The organism is Streptomyces morookaense (assembly GCF_013030945.1).
Taxonomy (GTDB): domain Bacteria; phylum Actinomycetota; class Actinomycetes; order Streptomycetales; family Streptomycetaceae; genus Streptomyces; species Streptomyces morookaensis.
The window spans coordinates 12,788-27,759 of the sequence record NZ_JABBXF010000030.1; the positions used below are offsets into that span (position 1 = coordinate 12,788).

Sequence of the window (14,972 nt, forward strand, 5' to 3'; positions counted from 1 at the left end):
GTGCGGATGCTAAGCGCTCCGCGGGAAGCGCAGTACGTCAACTGCGGGCTCGTCGTGGCCTGTCGCGCAGTTCCCCGCGCCCCTTGGGGGCGTCCGGAGACACACCGGCCGTGCGCCCCGCCCCGGAGGGAAAGGCCACACGGCCGGTGCCGTTCATCAGGTGCGGTACGCGAAGTACACCGAATCCGGGTTGGCGGCAATGATGCTCGCCACCGACTTCCGGAAGGTGTTGGTGGAGTGGTACGTCAGGTACGGGATGCCGAGCCGGCTCCGGTAAGTGACGATCATGGAGTGGTCCTTCGACCCGTCACCCTCGAAGTCCATCTGCAGGATGTCGCCGACATCCATCTGGTAGACGTTCGCGAGGCTGGTGGCCCGCTTCGAGGACATCGCGAACGACGACCACTCGTTGACACCCACCCAGGACGTGGAGTCGCCCTTGGAGTTGGACCACCACTTCGTGGAGTCCGAGGCCGCGCCGGGCGCGTCCTTCCATCCGCCGGCCTTGAGGGCCTGGCTGATGAAGTTGGTGCAGTCGCCGCCCTCGTCGTTGTAGTCGCGGTACTGGGGGTTGTAGTTCCGCCAGTACTTCTCCGCATAGGCGGCCATGGCCTTGTAGTCGTAGCCGCCCGGCTTCTGGGACTTGGGCATCGGACGCGCGGGCCATGTGATGGACGCGGGCGTCGCCTTGAGGGGGCCGCCCTTGTCCGGCGTCGGGGCCGGCGTCTTCTGGGGCTGGTTGATGGCCCGGGGGCCGTCGTCCAGCGGCTTCATGTCCGCGAGCTCCCACTTGCCGCCCGACACGCGGTGGAAGTTGAGCTCGTGGTGGGCCGTGAAGCCGGTCGTGCGCGGTTCGTCGCCGCGGACCTGCTTGTAGTGGTAGACCGTGACCTCGGTGACGTAGACCGTGGCACGGCCGCCCTTGACCGTGGTGCTGTCCGTGGTGACCCGGGTCTCGGCGCCGGTGTACGCCTCGCCGAGGGAGTTGAGGCGCTTCTTGCGGGTCCGCAGCGAGGTCAGACCGTCTTCCTCGTTGCGCTCCCAGCGGCTGGAGAGGCGGACCTTCTTCTCGTGCGTCTCTATTCGGCTGCCCTGACGGTTGCCGTCGACGAGCGCTGCCGAGCGCTGGGTGATCACGTCGTCCGCGATGCGGCCGAAGGACGCGGCCGTTGCCTTGTCCACGGTGTTGCGGGCCTCGCCCGCGTTCGCGAAGGTGCTGGGCAGCAGCACTGCCGACACACCCGCGGCCGCTGCCACGCCGACGGCGATCTTCGTCTTTCTCTTCACGTAGTGACTCCTTGCCTCCCGGCCCGAGCGGGCCAGGAGACGGAATCTTCGCACACACTTCCCTCACACAAATACGCGCTTGTTACCGCGTGAAACACCCCGTCAGTTCCGCCCCGGAGACGACCGGTACACACCGGTGGATACCGGACGTTCTCCTGTTACGCGGCCGGGGCAAGGGGGCACAACTGCCGCCCCACGCGCTGCTCCAGCCCCTCCCGCACGGCAGGCCACTCCTCGTCGAGGACGGAGTAGAAGGCCGTGCCCCGGACCATGCCGTCCAGGCCGCGGGTGTGGGCCCGGTGGACGCCGTCGAGAACCGCGCCCAGGCGCTCGATCGCCGCGCGCGAGCGCAGGTTACGGGCGTCGGCGCGCAGCGAGACGCGGCGGACGCCCCAGGTCTCGAAGGCGTGGCGCAGCAGGAGCAGTTTGGTCTCGGTGTTGATCCCCGTGCCCTGGGCGCCGGCGGCGAGCCACGTGCCGCCGATCTCCGCCGCGTCGGGCACCGCGGTGAGCGGGTCGCCCAGCGGCCCGCGCGGGGCCGGCGGCCAGACCACGGGGCCCTGCCAGTAGTCCAGCTCGCAGAGCCGCGTCGAGCCCACGACCGCGCCGTCCGCTGTCCGCACCGTGGCGAAGGGCAGCGCGCGGCCGGCCGCCCGGGCCTCCAGGGCGTCGTGGACGTAACGTTCCATCGCTTCGACGCCGTTGGGCACGGGCGTGAAGAGGTAGCTGCTGCGGTCCTCGCCGGCTGCAGCAGCCAGGGCCTCGATGTGCTGCTCGCCGAGCGGCTCCAGCCGCACGGAGCGGCCGTGGAGGAAAACAGGTATGGGCACTCTGTCGTGGATCTTTCAACGAAAGTGACGTGGGCGGCTCAGTATGGGGTCATGACGGCGGTGAAGGAAAGGCGGGGTTGCGAACGGCGGGCCACGGTCCGGTGAACGTAGGGCAACGGGGCTCAGGAGGCCCGTGACCTCCACCGCAGCACCCGGCCCAGCACACGGTCGGCCGGGAAGTATCCCAGGTGCCGCGGAAGCGGATCCGGTCGCCGGGCACCGCGGCCACCCGCTTGATCAGCCAGACCCGTCCCCGCACGACCGCCGGGCCGTCCGCCGCGCGCACGGGCGGCCGCGGCCAGGTGCTGCCGCAGCGCGGTGTGGACCTCGTGCTCCGCCTCGGCGTCCAGACCGGTCCAGGGTGCGTCGAGGATCATCAGGCGACGTCCAGCCGTGCGATGCCCCATGTGCCGTATTCGCATGCGCCGTTGAGGCACACCGGGCGGCCGAGTCTCCGTACTCCGGACGCGCCCTCCGTACGCCGACGGGGCGTTCCGCCCACCGGCCCCGCCGACCGGAAGCCCGGCCCCCGCGGCTCGCGGAGGCCGGTTCCGTCCGGTGCCGGCAGGACTCAGCCGTTGCCGGAACCGTTGCCCGACACCACCGGGATCCCGTCCAGCAGATGCGACAGCGCGTCGTCGCCGTCCTGGATGGTGGAGTTCTGGGTGCACTGCGACTGCTGCTGCGAGGTGAGGACGGGAACGTCCTGGACCCCGATGTTGAGGATCAGCGCGACCGGGTTGACATCGAGGCGGCCGAGGGCGATGCACGGCTCGTCGAGCGTGCCCTGCAGGACGGTCATCGTGGGGCTTTCCTCGCCCCCGGTCTTCGTGCTGCCGTATTCGCTCTTCGCGTCATGTCCCGAGGTGGCGCTGCCCGTTGCCACAGCGGGTACGGCCATTGCCCCGGCCGCCGAAGCCGTCAGTGCGGCCGTCGCGAGTACCTTCCTGAGCACGTTGCTGCCTTTCGCCTGCGAGGGGAGGTCATCTGGGTAACCGATCCCGGGCGGGGAAGTTCCGAACACTCACTCGTTCGCCGCAGGCGCCTCGGCCTCGCCTGCCGTGGCGTTCCCCGGAGCACTCAGGCCGACAACCGCGCGAGCAGCGCCCGTTCCTCCTCCGGCGAGAACCCGCGCTGCAAGGGCGGCTCGCCGCGTCCCCGGTCCCAGGCCAGCACGTCGGCCGCCGTCACCTCCAGCGGAGTTGCCGGCATACCCGCCGCCCTGGCGCGTGCCGGACTGCGCTGCTGCGACGGCCAGTGCGGGCGCACGAGAGGGAACATGGGCGGCACCCCGTCGGCCGGCACCCGCACGATCTCCACCTCGGTCCCCGCCACCCGCGCGCACGTCTCGATCAGCCCGCCGAGCGTGACGGGCTCGGCCGGGCCCACCGCGTGGAAGGCGCCCGGCCGGTCGGCGGCGAGCAACTGCACCACCAGGCGGGCCACATCACGCGAGTCGACGACCTGCACCGGCTGCTCCGGGTCGGCGGGCAACGCCACACGTCCCCCGCGCGCGGCCCGGCGCACCCAGTACGTGAACGTGTCCGTCGGGTCGTACGGGCCGGCCACCTTTCCCGGCCGCACGATCGTCGCCCGCGCACCGTGGCGGGCCAGGACGGCGTCCTCGCAGGCCACCTTGAGCCGGCCGTAGGTCTCGTCGTCGAGCACCTCGGCGTCCTGCAGGGGAGCGCGCCGCGGGGTGTCCTCGGTCGAGCCGGGGGCGATCCCTTCGCTCTCGTACACCGCGTGGCTGGAGATGAACAGGTACCGGCCGACCCGGTCGCCCAGCGCATCCATCGCCTGGTCGACGTCCCGCGGGCGGAAGCCGCTGACGTCCACGACGGCGTCCCAACTGCCTTCGTGCAGCGCGTCGTAGTCGCCGGTCTCCCGGTCGCCGAGGAACCGGGTCAGACCGGGGAACAGATCGGCCCCGGTCATGCCGCGGTGGAACAGGCTCACCTCGGCCCCGCTGCGCAGGGCGTCCTCCACGATGGCGCGTCCCACGAAGGAGGTGCCGCCAAGTACGAGTATTTTCATGGCGATTGACCTTACCGGCGCACTCCCGGCCGCACGCGCCCGGCTCACTCCCCGGCGGCGTCCTCGAGCTCCCGGATGTCGATCTTCTTCATCCCGAGCATGGCCTTCATGGCCCGGTTCGCCCTGGCCGGGTCGGGGTCGCCGATCAGTTCCATGAGCCTGCGCGGAACGATCTGCCACGACAGGCCGAACTTGTCCTTCAGCCAGCCGCACGGCCCCTCTTCACCGCCGTCGGAGAGCTTTGCCCAGAGCTCGTCGACCTCCTCCTGCGTGGCGCAGTCGACCGACAGCGAGACGGCCTCGTTGAACGTGAACCGGGGGCCGCCGTTCAGGGCGATGAAGCGCTGTCCGGCGAGCTCGAAGAGGATCGTCATGACCGAGCCCGCCGGGCCCGGCCCCGCTTCGCCGTAGCGCCGCACGTCCACGATGCGGGAGTCGGCGAAGCAGGACATGTAGTGCTCCACCGCCTCCTCGGCCTGATCGTCGAACCACAGGAATGTGGTGATCTTCTGCATGGCGTCTCCTCCTGCTCCGTCATGACCCAGTACAGGGGATAACCGGCCCGGCGACCACCGTGCCGGACGGTCTGTGACATGCCGCTGACGGCGTAATGGCCGGTGCGGCCCGCCCGGTCACGGCACGCTGTGGGCCCTGAGCCGCGACTCCGCAGGGGGCATTAGGTGAACCGGCAACACCGGGGCGGCACCGGACCGGCCGGGGAGCATCGCGCGGTGAGACTCAGCGACTCCATCCTCGAAGAGGCCTCCACACCGGGCTGGATGCGCTGGATGCCCGCCGCCTACGTCGCGTTCGTGCTGCTGCTCGAACCGCTCACTCCGGTGGAATGGCCGGTGAGCTTCCTGCTCATCGCGCTGCCCGTGGTGACGGCCTACTCCTACGGGCCCGTCGGCGTCGCGGTCGTCACCGTCTTCGCCGCCCTGCTGGAGGGCATTCTGGCCGGGACGCTGTGCTGCGCGGGCCGCCCTGCGCACTATGCGTTCGAGCGGCACTACGTGGGTGCGTACGTCTCGACCGCCCTGGTCGGCGTCCTCGGCACCGCCCTGGCCGCCCACCGGCGGCATCAGCAGGCCAGGCTGGTCCACTCCCACTCGGTCGCGGAGGCGCTGATGCGCACGCTGCTGCGGCCCGTGCCGCCGCGGGTGGGCCGGGTGCTGGCGGCCGGCCTCTACCGTCCCGCGGAGGCCCTGGTCGGCGGCGACCTCTTCGACATCCGTGCCACCGAGTCCGGGGAACGCGCCGTCATCGGCGACGTGCGCGGCAAGGGCCTGCAGGCCGTGCGGACCGTCGCCGACCTGCTCGGCTGCTTCCGGCAGGCCGCCCACGAACCCGGCGGCCTGCTCACGGTCGCCACCAGCATGCAGCGGTGCATCGCCCGCGAGGCCGCCGAGATCCCGGACGACGAACTGTTCGTCACCGCAGCCCTGATCGAGTACGACCATCTCGCGCGCCGCGTGACGATCGTCAACTGCGGGCACATCGAGCCGGTTCTGATCTCCGGCGGCGAGATCCGCGTCCTGACCGGGCCGCCCTCGCTCCCGCTGGGACTGGCGGCGCTCTCGTCCGAACGTCCCGTCGCCTACACCCACCCCGTCGGCTACGGCGACGTCCTGCTGCTGTGCACCGACGGGCTGATCGAGGCCCGTGATGCGGACGGGGCCTTCTACCCGCTGCTGGACCGGCTCACCGCCCGCTTCGCCGGGCGGCCGGCACCCGGGCCCGTCGAGGTCGTCGACTTCCTCGACACCGATCTGCCGCGGCACACGCGCGTGTTCCAGGACGACGTGGCCATCCTGGTCATCGCCCCGGACGCATTGTCATAGCCATGCGCGATGATCCCTCCATGGCGGGATCGCACACCGGACGGTCCCCTCGAACACCCGGAGGACCCGATGGCCGTGCACTGGAAACTCGTCGTCGACTGCGCCGACCCCCTGCGGCTGACCGCCTTCTGGGCCGAGGCCCTCGGCTACGAGACGGAGGACAACAGCGTGCTCATCGAGCGGCTGCTCGGCATGGGCGCGATCGGCGACGAGCTGCTCACCGTGATCGACGGCCGCAAGGCCTGGATCCACGCCGCCGCGGTGCGCCACCCCGGGGATCCGGTCGACGCCTCGACCGGCATCGGCCTCGGCCGCCGCATCCTGTTCCAGACCGTCCCCGAGCCCAAACAGGGCAAGAACCGCCTCCACATGGACCTGCACGTGGGTCCGGAGAAGCGGGCGGACGAGGTGAAGCGGCTGGAACGGCTCGGGGCGCGAGTGCTGCACGTCGTCGACGAACCGGGCGGCAGTCACGTCACCATGGCGGATCCGGAGGGCAACGAATTCTGCGTGCAGTAGCCGTGCAGCAGTGCAGTAGCCTCACCGGCGTCCGAGCTTGATCATCATCACAGGGGGAACCACCACATGCACCACGCCACCGTGACGCCGGACGGCGACCGGATCCGCTGGGTCGAACTGCCCGGCGACGAACCGTCCCGCGTCTACGTCCACGGGCTCGGCTCCACGTCGCCCGCCTACTTCACCGAGGTCGCCGTCCATCCGCTCCTGGCCGGCCGCCGCTCCCTGCTGGTCGACCTGCTCGGGCACGGCATCAGCGACCGGCCCACGGACTTCGACTACACCCTGGAGTCGCACGCCGACGCCCTCGCCCAGGCGCTGCGCGCCGCCGGGGTGGCCGACGCCGAGCTGATCGCGCACAGCATGGGCGGCTCGGTGGCCGTCGTCCTGGCCGCGCGGCACCCGCAGCTGGTCTCACGGCTGGTGCTCGTCGACGCCAACCTCGACCCGCTGCCCCGCACGCCGGGCGCCGGCGGCAGCAGCGGCATCGCGGCGTACTCCGAGCGGGAGTTCGTGGACCGGGGCTGGCGCGAGGTCCGCGACCGGGTCGGCCCGCACTGGTGGTCCACCATGCGGCTGGCCGGCCGCGAGGCGCTGTACCGCAGTGCGGCCCACCTGGTCAGGGGCACCGTTCCCACGATGCGCGAACTGCTGCTGGACCTGCCGATACCCCGCACCTTCCTGTTCCCCGAGGCCGACGGGCCGTTCCGCGGCGCCGACGCACTGACCGCCGCCGGGGTGAGGGTGGTGCCGGTCCCGGACTGCGGGCACAACATCATGCTCGACAATCCGGAGGCATTCGTCCGCGCCACCGCGGAGGCGCTCGCCGGCACCTGCGGACAGCTGAACACAGGCGGCCTTCCCGCCCGGGACGGGCAGCGCCTCGTGGAGGAGGACGACGTCGTCGGCTGAAGTGCCGCGCTGCAGGCGCGCGAAGAGCGCCGGCAGGTGCGGGGACGTCACGTCCACGTACAGGGGTGCGCCCGACGTACCGAGGTGGTGCAGCCCGTTCCGCCAGGCGCGGCCCGGCACGGTGCGGGCGAAGAAGCGGTGCGGCAGGCCGAGTTCGCGCAGGGCGTCCGCGAGCCGGTGCACGCGGGCGGGCTCACCCTCCCCGATGCGCGGAGCCGGAAGCGCACGGGCGGGGAAGAACCAGGCGGCCCGGCCGAGGGTGATCCGTCCCAGGGTGGCGCGCGGCAGGTGGTGGACGCCCCGCGGGCGGGCCTCGGCCCCGGTGAGCGCGTGGGCCCACAAGGGCCGCCCGAGAGAGCCGTGGACGCCGAAGCCGCGGACCAGGAAGCGCAGCACCGACGGCAGCAGGGCCACGGGGAGGGAGCCCAGGTGGAGCGGGGTCACCTCGGCGTCCAGCCTGCCGGAGCGCAGTACCGGTAGGTCCCGTTGCCGGTCGAGTGCCACGGTCAGCTCGGTGAGCGGGATCCGGCGGGCGGCGGGGGCCCGGCGCGTGCAGTCCGTGGGGTGGTCGATGACGTAACCGGCCGCGTGCGTAAGGGAATCCGGCGACGCGCACACCTCGGCGTGCACCCGGTCGCCTGTTCCGTGGCCGATGGTGAGACCGTCGAGGACGAGTCGCGGCTCGCCGGGGGCGGCCGGCAGGGGCTGGGCCGAGCAGCGGACGGATTCCGGTGCGCGTACGTGCGCCGGCCAGTTCGCCGTCAGGGTGGCTGCATCGGCAGTCGGCTCGGCGCGCAGGAACTCCCAGGCCCGGCAGCGGAGTTCGTGCAATTGCCGGACGGGAGCGAGTGCGCTGTCCGGGAGGGAGAGGTGCGGGGCCAGCGGGCCCTGGAGGTGTGCCCGGAGTTCATGGGCTCCGGGGCGCCCGGGGCCGGTGGCCGTCTCCGTCGGTGACCAGGCGGCCTGTTGGACGCACCGGTAGAGGGCGAGGAAGTCGGTGCCGCGGGGGAAGCGGTCGTCCAGGATGGCGGCCAGGGCCAGCTTGAACGGCAGGTCGGGATCGAGCAGTCCGGCGAACCGGCGTACGGAGTCGAGGTCGTCGTCGAGGTCGTCCAGCAGCAACCGGGGGCCTCATTCGGGTTCGGGGACAGGGCGGTTCCTCCCCCGGCGCTCGACTGTAGGCGGGGGGAAGCGCGGAGCCTGTCGGCGAAGGGTGACGAGCGACGTCTTCCAAAGGTGACACGCTGTGAGGCCGGGCGAGGGCGTACGAGCCGGCGGGGAACAGCGGACGGCCCTGGCAAGGGCTGCCAGGGCCGACGGGCTGCAGCCGGGCACGGCACCCCGCGTCACTTGCCCGCGCGGGCCTTGCGCCGGTTGCTCAGGACGACCGCACCCGCACCGGCGGCCAGCAGCACCGCGGCTCCGATGCCTGCCGCGACGGTCGTCGCACTGGCTCCGGTGGTCGCGAGGTCGCCGCCGGGGGCCTTGTCCGAACCGCCGCCCGCGGCGGGTGAAGCGCTGGGGCCCGAAGTGGCGGGTGCGGCCGGGGCGGAGGGCTTGCCGCCGGTGCCGCCCGTGGTGCCCTGGGCGACGGTGCGGCAGTCCAGGATGCCCTGGAAGCGTCGCTCCTCGCCGCCCGGCAGCGTCACTTTGATGTCGTACGTCTGCTTGTCGGCGACCGGGACCGGAACGGTCACGGAGCCGCCCGCCTTGACGGTGTGCTGCTTGCCCGCGACCGAGAAGGTGTACTCCGTGCCGCCCTTGTTGGTGGCCGTGATGTCCACGGCGCCCTTTTCGCAGTTCTGCCGCGCTTCGACGGAGGGGACGGCGGCCTTGGCGTCGGCCGACCAGCTCGCGGACGCCGCGGCGGTGACGGTGCTGCTGGTGGAACCCGCGAGGATCATGGTCTGGCTGGACTTGTTCCGACCGACACCGGTGAATACCCGTCCCACGGGGACCGTGGCGGTGGCTTCGGCGCGGAGCCCGGCGGTCCCGGCGGCGGTCCCCTTGGGCACGTCGACGTACAGGCGCGTGCCGTTGGCGGCGGTGGTGACCGGCTTGCCGTCGCCGTCGACCAGCTTGACGCCCTTCTCCTGGGAGTTCAGCGCCACGCGGACGCCGGCGGCGGAAGTGGTGACGGTGAGCGGCCCCAGTTTCTCGCCGCTCTTGCCCGAGACGGCCGGCTTGTCGAACGCGAGGGAGGCGCGGGGCTCCTGCAGGGGCTCGGCCGCCTTCTCCAGGTATGCGGCGAGCTTGTCGGCCGCCGGGTCCTTGGCGCGGGTCTCGATGTGGTCCGAGAACCGCCAGATCGCGGCCTGGGTGCCGGCGGCGGCCTGCTCCTTGGTGAGCGGCCCGGTGCCCGCCGCCTTGCCGAGGGCCGCGAGGTCCTTCACCTGCGGGTAGGAGTTCTGCAGGATCCAGTTGATCTTTCCGGCGTCCCGGTTGTTGTGAAGCGAGCTCTGCTTCCAGGGCGTTTCCTGGTAACGGGCCTGGGGCTGGGTGGGGTTGAAGACGTCGATGCAGTACGTCTGCAGCGTGCCCGTTCCCGCGACATCCAGATTGAACAGGCCGGCTTGCACCAGCTCGGGCCGCCCGTTGCGCTTGAGCTCCACCGCGCCCGATGCCGCGAGGCCCTTGAGGGTCGCGGTGGCTCCGGCGCCTTCGCCGGACGGGCCGTCGTTGCCGTCCGCCGCACCCGGCGCCGCGGCGGCGAGCACTCCCGCCGCGGCGAGCACCGTCGCGAGGAGGCTCCGGCGCATGGTGGAACCCGCACCAGCCTTCCGGCTGTGTGCACGGAACATGGGTTGTCCTTCCGGGCGAGGCGGGTGGGGGCACGCCTCGCGTTGGTCTCGATCCGACATCAGGTTCCCCGAACCGGGTCGAAAGTAGCCCGGCCCGGCGGGAGTTAAAGGATCCGTAAAGTTGACTGTATGTCAGTCGATGGTTGATGCCCCCGCGTCGGGAGGCGGGGGTCGGCACCCGGCCCGACCGGCCGCCGGACGGTCAACTTCCGATGCGGAGGTGTCATCTTTCGGCCCTCCGGCAGGGGCCTTCGGCGCTGCGATCGTCGTAGCCACCGGCAGCGAGAATCCGAGGGTCCACGTGAAGTCAGCCATGCGCCCCTGCGCTCCCGAGCGTTCCCGGCCCCCGGCCGACGGCCGCAGTGCGGCCCCCGCACGTCGGCGGCGCCGGCTGTACCTGGGAGACCGGCGGCAGGGCAGTGGTCCTCCCGAGCCGTACTACGTGGACGCGGTCATGCTCGCCCCCGGCATCGCCTGCACCGAGGAACCGCTGGAGTCGGTGACGGGCGGCACCGCGCGGCCGTACTGGCAGCGCCGGCACGACGGCGTACCCGACACATGGCTGACGACCAAGGCCCTGCAGAAGACCGTGCTGCCGGTCGCCGAGGCGCTGCGCCGGGCCCGGGGGCGGGAGAAGGACCGCAGGCCCGCAGGCGGGCTCTCCTTCACCGGGTACGCGGCGCAACTGGTGGACCAGTTGGGGCAGGTGCCCAGCGGCAGGGCGCTGACGGCCGCGGTGCCGAAGCTGCTGCCCGTGCCGGCCCCCGGCACCGGAAGGCACGACGGCGGTTTCCGCGAGCTCGACCCCGCGGGCGGGACGCCCCGGCCCGCCGGGGACATCCGGGTGCTGATCGCCAACGCGGGCCGGGACCTGCGCTCGACGGCCGTCGTGCCGCGGGACGCGGAGGCGGCGCAGGACGGCCGCGGCAGCTGTGCGGTCATCGGTCTTCCGTATGCCACCGTGCTCCAACTCGGCGGTGTCACGGACGCGTTCCTGTGGAGCCCGGTGGTGATGCTGGCGAGCCTGCTGTGCCACGCCACACACACGCTGGCGGGGGCGTACGACACGTCCCCCGTCACGGTGCCGCGGACGCTGACGCCGGGGGCCTTCGGTACGTACGCGACCACGCGCAGCGCCGCCGTCGCGCTGGGCGACGAGACGGCACTGCGGCACGCGGTGCTGGGCGCCTCGGGCGTCTCCTTCCTGCACGCGGACACCTTCCTCCAGCTGCCGGCCTTCGAGGCCGCCTCGCGCACCGCCCGCACCTTCCGCGACGCACTGCCCGCGGAGGCGGCCGGCCTGGCGAAGGCGTACGACGAGACGGCCGTGACCCGCAGCACGGTGTGGCGCCTCAACGAGTCGGCCGTCGCCCGGGAGTTCGGCTACAAGCCGCGCAAGAGCCACGAGCAGTCGGGGCAGCGGGACTACTCGCAGCGCACCCTGCTGGTCGAGCCGAAGGAACTGGTGGCGGACAAGAACCTGGTCGACAGCCCGTATTCGGCATGGGCGAAGGGCAAGGTCGGCGCACCGCACGCGTTCTCCGGACTGAAGGACTCCTGGGAGCGGTGGTGGGAGAGCGCGATGTACCTCGACTACCTCTTCTCCCCCGTCAAGGCCACGGTGAACGCCGTCACGGGCGGGGCCGTTCCGAGCATCGTGGTGAACCCGGTGAAGAACCTGTACCGGCTGGCCAACGCCGGCCGCATGGTGGCCCATTACGCCGGTGCGGAGAAGCCGGCTGCGATGGACAAGGCGCCGTTGCGCGCGGCCGAGGAGGCGGTCAACCGCGTGCCCGTCCGGTACGACGCGCACGCGCAGACCGTCGACACCGCCTCGGTCGACCGGCTGCTGCAGGCCGTGCGGGACGTCAAGGACGCACAGGCCGCCGTCGCGGGCGGGCTGCCGCCCGCGTACATGCGCGAGCGGCGTCTGCGCACGCCGGGCGAGGCGGCAGGCTGGGCGGCGCAGAAGATCGTGTTGCCGGCGGTGCTGGAGATGACGCCGTACGTGAGCACGGCCGCGACGGGCCTGCGCATCGCCACGCCGCATGTGGTCGCGGCGGTGCCGCGCGAGCGGCGGGATGCTGCGCGCAGGCTTGTCAGAGAGGCGTACTTACGCAGCTGATCTTCCGTCACTTCTCTTGCAAGCCACGCCACATGACACCGAAAGGGCCTCCGTGACCCTCGACGTCCCTGTCCCCCACCGTTCCTCCACCCATCTGTTCGCGGCGCTGAGCGGCGTCGAGATCGCCGAGGACCGGCACGCCGCCTACGTTCTGGGCCACCGGATCCCCGGCGGCTCGCCCGAGGAGCTCGGGCGCCGGCTCGCCGTCGCGCTCCACGCGCTGTTGCACATCGGGCACCCCGCGCCGACGCTGCCTCCGGAGCCGCCGTGTCCCGACGTCGCGTACAAGGCGGTACTCGCCGGCGTCGTGCCGGACAGCTGCCGGCTCGTGCCGGACGGCTCGCCCGGGTGGCTGACGGCGTGCGGCTCGCGGTCGCAGGAGCCGGGCGGCGAGACGCTGCGCGTGTACGTCCACCTCGTCGGTCCGGCACTCGCGCCGGCGGTCTGGGGTGCCGTCCTGCGATCGCTGGAGGTGGAGGCGGGCGTGCCGTTCGTCGCCCGGGTTCTCGCGGATCCCGGCCGCCATCCGCGGCGGGATGCGTTGGCAGTCCGGCTCTCCGCCGCGGACCGGCACGCTGCCGGCGCCGTTGCAGCAGCTGTGCAGGGGCTGCCCGGGGTCGGCGCCTCGGTGTCCCGGTTCGCGGAGCCGCTCGGGGCGGGGGTGGCGGCGGGATGGGAACCCGCGGGCCCCCGGCCGGACTTCGGCCGGCATCGGGCGGCGGTGGTGGCGCAGGCGCTGGCGACGGCGCCCGTGGGTGCCGATCTACCGCATGTCCTCGCAACGGCGTGCCTCCGCGCGGGCATCGACCCGACGGCGCTTGCCCGAAACCTGTCCTCACCGTCTCTCGAAAGGACCTGCGTCCGTGACGCATGAGTTGCTGCCGAAGCCGAAGAAGTCGTCCGCGGCGCGGTCGCAGACAGGGCAGACGTCCGCTGCGGTGCCCGCGGCCCCCACGGCGCCGTCGCTGGCGGATCTGCAACTGCGTCAACTGGCCCGGGCCGCGGTGCAGAAGGAGCGGCACGAGGAGGAGCGGGAGCGTCGGCGTGCGGCCCGGTCGGCGCCGCGGCGCTGGGCGGACGCGCTGCTGGAACGGATCCGCCGGGGCCTGGGGAGGGCGGATCCCGCGCGGGATGCGGGCCCGCTGTCGGGCGGCGAGGCCGGGCGGATGCTCGCGCTGGACGCGGCGCAAGCGGCCGGCCCGGCGGCCGCGGTACGGCTGGGGCTGCTCAAGGCCGTGGCCGCCCAGGGCGGTGTGGAGGGCTACCGGGCGGCGGCGGAGGCGCGCGTGGCCGGGTGGCGTGCCGAGGCGCGTGAACGCGGCCGCGACAAGGGGCTGTTGGAGTGCCTGCCGCCGGGACTGCAGCCGCGGCGGGCCCGTCTCGCGCGGCGCCGGCGCAAGGCCGACGTGGCGCATCTGGGCGGGCTGGCGGACCAGTTGGCGGCGACGCTGCCGCAGCTGGACACGTTGACGGACGACGAGAAGGACTTCGTGACGGGTTCGGCCGTCGCGGCCGCCGCACGGCAGGCGGTGGGGGCGGGGACGGCTCTCGACCTGGCGGGTCACTCCGTCGAGTCCGTCCGTGCGGCCGAACGGCTGCTGGCCAAGGCGGCGGGCGCCGCGTCCGGGAAGGCGGAGGCGGCACAGGCCGCTGCCGTGCACGGGGCGGTCGAGCGCTGGTTGCACGAGCGCGAGGCCCGCGCCTTCGCAGCTTCCCTGACCGGCCTGCCCGCGCAGGAACTCGACGCGCACGTGGAGCGGTTGGCGGGGTTGCGGGATCCGCTGTCGCGCCGGCTGTGGGAGACGGCGGTGGGCAGCCGGGCCCAGCACGCCGCCGCGCGCTCCGGGGACGTCGAGGAGTTCCTGCTCCGTCACCAGGACCGGCTGGCGCGCAAGCGGGCCGCGATGCCCTTGCGGGTGTTCCACCGGGACAGGGAGAGCGAGAAGCTGAAGCAGCTGGAGGCCGAGGCCCTGTTCCTCACGGGCCGGGACAATCTGCGCACGGTCTTCGCGCTGCAGTACCTGCTGCCGTTCACCGGGCCGCATGCCCTGGAGACCCAGCAGAAGCTCGCCGCCGAGCTGCCGGACTTCCTGCGGGGCCGGATCGCCGACATGCAGGGCTTTCATCCGGCGGAGCCGCTGGAGGAGTTGCTGTCGCGGGTGGAGGACGAGAAGCGCATCCGCACGGTGCGGGACATGATCCCGCGGCTGGGCCGCGACGGGGCGAACGCCCTGTTCCGGGAGCAGCAGGCGACGCACCTGGCGCAGGCGGAGGAGTTCGCGCGGGCTGTGCACAAGGCGGAGAAGGCCCGTGCTCGCGGGGGCGTGTTCACCTCGTGCTTCGCCTCGTGCTTCGGCGGAGGGATTGCGGAGGACGAGTTCGAGGCGTTCCGCAAGCAGGGGCGCGACCTGGCCAAGCAGGCGTCGGGACTGGCGGCGGACTATGCGGCGTACGAGCGGGTGCTCAACACCCCTGCGTATGCGGGACGGTTCGCCCCCGCCGAGCATGTCCACGTGTGGAAGGACCGGCTCGGGGTCGACAGCTGATCCGGCCCGGCTGCGTGGGTTCCGGTCGTGGGCGACCGGAGGGGGACGCGTGACGTTCTCGACCACGGTTTCCC

14 protein-coding genes are annotated in these 14,972 nt (G+C 72.5%); 7 read left to right on the top strand and 7 right to left on the bottom strand.

Annotation, left to right across the window (positions count from 1 at the left end; all coding sequences use genetic code 11):
- Positions 1 to 156: 156 nt before the first annotated feature.
- The 6 genes from HG542_RS14500 to HG542_RS14525 form a co-directional block, all read right to left on the bottom strand.
- Entirely contained in the window at positions 157 to 1,287 is a 1,131-nt protein-coding gene (locus tag HG542_RS14500) for an amidase domain-containing protein (RefSeq protein ID WP_227722412.1), read from the bottom strand.
- A gap of 158 nt (positions 1,288 to 1,445) precedes the next feature.
- A complete protein-coding gene (locus HG542_RS14505) occupies positions 1,446 to 2,117 on the bottom strand; it encodes a GNAT family N-acetyltransferase (protein ID WP_171081399.1) in 672 nt (223 codons plus the stop codon).
- Positions 2,118 to 2,239: 122 nt separating this feature from the next.
- Complete coding sequence (locus HG542_RS14510) at positions 2,240 to 2,494, bottom strand: hypothetical protein (protein ID WP_171081372.1); 255 nt, start codon at positions 2,492 to 2,494, stop codon at positions 2,240 to 2,242.
- 194 nt (positions 2,495 to 2,688) lie between these two features.
- Entirely contained in the window at positions 2,689 to 3,072 is a 384-nt protein-coding gene (locus HG542_RS14515; RefSeq protein WP_171081400.1) for a rodlin, read from the bottom strand.
- Positions 3,073 to 3,197: 125 nt separating this feature from the next.
- A complete protein-coding gene (locus tag HG542_RS14520; RefSeq protein WP_171081402.1) occupies positions 3,198 to 4,154 on the bottom strand; it encodes an NAD-dependent epimerase/dehydratase family protein in 957 nt (318 codons plus the stop codon).
- Positions 4,155 to 4,198: 44 nt separating this feature from the next.
- A complete protein-coding gene (locus HG542_RS14525) occupies positions 4,199 to 4,669 on the bottom strand; it encodes a VOC family protein (protein WP_171081404.1) in 471 nt (156 codons plus the stop codon).
- A gap of 216 nt (positions 4,670 to 4,885) precedes the next feature.
- Between HG542_RS14525 and HG542_RS14530 the strand changes: the two genes are divergently transcribed.
- From HG542_RS14530 to HG542_RS35665, 4 genes are all read left to right on the top strand, one after another.
- A complete protein-coding gene (locus tag HG542_RS14530; RefSeq protein ID WP_229922732.1) occupies positions 4,886 to 5,995 on the top strand; it encodes a PP2C family protein-serine/threonine phosphatase in 1,110 nt (369 codons plus the stop codon).
- 69 nt (positions 5,996 to 6,064) lie between these two features.
- Positions 6,065 to 6,514, top strand: coding sequence for a VOC family protein (locus HG542_RS14535; RefSeq protein ID WP_171081406.1), 450 nt, complete (start codon positions 6,065 to 6,067; stop codon positions 6,512 to 6,514).
- 66 nt (positions 6,515 to 6,580) lie between these two features.
- Positions 6,581 to 7,426 carry an alpha/beta fold hydrolase gene (locus HG542_RS14540; protein ID WP_171081409.1) on the top strand — a complete coding sequence of 282 codons (846 nt, stop codon included), beginning with the start codon at positions 6,581 to 6,583 and terminating at the stop codon, positions 7,424 to 7,426.
- Positions 7,427 to 7,510: 84 nt separating this feature from the next.
- The gene (locus tag HG542_RS35665; protein ID WP_171081374.1) at positions 7,511 to 7,906 is read left to right on the top strand and encodes a hypothetical protein; all 396 of its coding nucleotides are present in this window, start codon (positions 7,511 to 7,513) and stop codon (positions 7,904 to 7,906) included.
- 866 nt (positions 7,907 to 8,772) lie between these two features.
- Here the strand turns inward: HG542_RS35665 and HG542_RS14550 are convergent.
- Entirely contained in the window at positions 8,773 to 10,227 is a 1,455-nt protein-coding gene (locus HG542_RS14550) for a Cys-Gln thioester bond-forming surface protein (protein ID WP_171081411.1), read from the bottom strand.
- Between the two features lie 313 nt (positions 10,228 to 10,540).
- Between HG542_RS14550 and HG542_RS14555 the strand changes: the two genes are divergently transcribed.
- The 3 genes from HG542_RS14555 to HG542_RS14565 are packed head-to-tail and all read left to right on the top strand — an operon-like array spanning position 10,541 to position 14,898.
- Positions 10,541 to 12,352, top strand: a complete 1,812-nt coding sequence (locus HG542_RS14555) for a hypothetical protein (RefSeq protein WP_171081413.1) — start codon at positions 10,541 to 10,543, stop codon at positions 12,350 to 12,352.
- 52 nt (positions 12,353 to 12,404) lie between these two features.
- The gene (locus tag HG542_RS14560) at positions 12,405 to 13,226 is read left to right on the top strand and encodes a T3SS effector HopA1 family protein (RefSeq protein ID WP_171081415.1); all 822 of its coding nucleotides are present in this window, start codon (positions 12,405 to 12,407) and stop codon (positions 13,224 to 13,226) included.
- A complete protein-coding gene (locus HG542_RS14565; RefSeq protein ID WP_171081417.1) occupies positions 13,216 to 14,898 on the top strand; it encodes a hypothetical protein in 1,683 nt (560 codons plus the stop codon). The genes HG542_RS14560 and HG542_RS14565 overlap by 11 nt, the downstream gene beginning before the upstream one ends.
- Positions 14,899 to 14,972: the final 74 nt, after the last annotated feature.

Excerpts from the sequence above, each read along its gene's own strand:
- HG542_RS14510 (WP_171081372.1), bottom strand. The coding sequence starts at position 2,494 with ATGATCCTCGACGCACCCTGGACCGGTCTGGACGCCGAGGCGGAGCAC.
- HG542_RS14520 (WP_171081402.1), bottom strand. The coding sequence starts at position 4,154 with ATGAAAATACTCGTACTTGGCGGCACCTCCTTCGTGGGACGCGCCATC.
- HG542_RS14525 (WP_171081404.1), bottom strand. The coding sequence starts at position 4,669 with ATGCAGAAGATCACCACATTCCTGTGGTTCGACGATCAGGCCGAGGAG.
- HG542_RS14535 (WP_171081406.1), top strand. The coding sequence starts at position 6,065 with ATGGCCGTGCACTGGAAACTCGTCGTCGACTGCGCCGACCCCCTGCGG.
- HG542_RS14540 (WP_171081409.1), top strand. The coding sequence starts at position 6,581 with ATGCACCACGCCACCGTGACGCCGGACGGCGACCGGATCCGCTGGGTC.
- HG542_RS14550 (WP_171081411.1), bottom strand. The coding sequence starts at position 10,227 with ATGTTCCGTGCACACAGCCGGAAGGCTGGTGCGGGTTCCACCATGCGC.
- HG542_RS14555 (WP_171081413.1), top strand. The coding sequence starts at position 10,541 with ATGCGCCCCTGCGCTCCCGAGCGTTCCCGGCCCCCGGCCGACGGCCGC.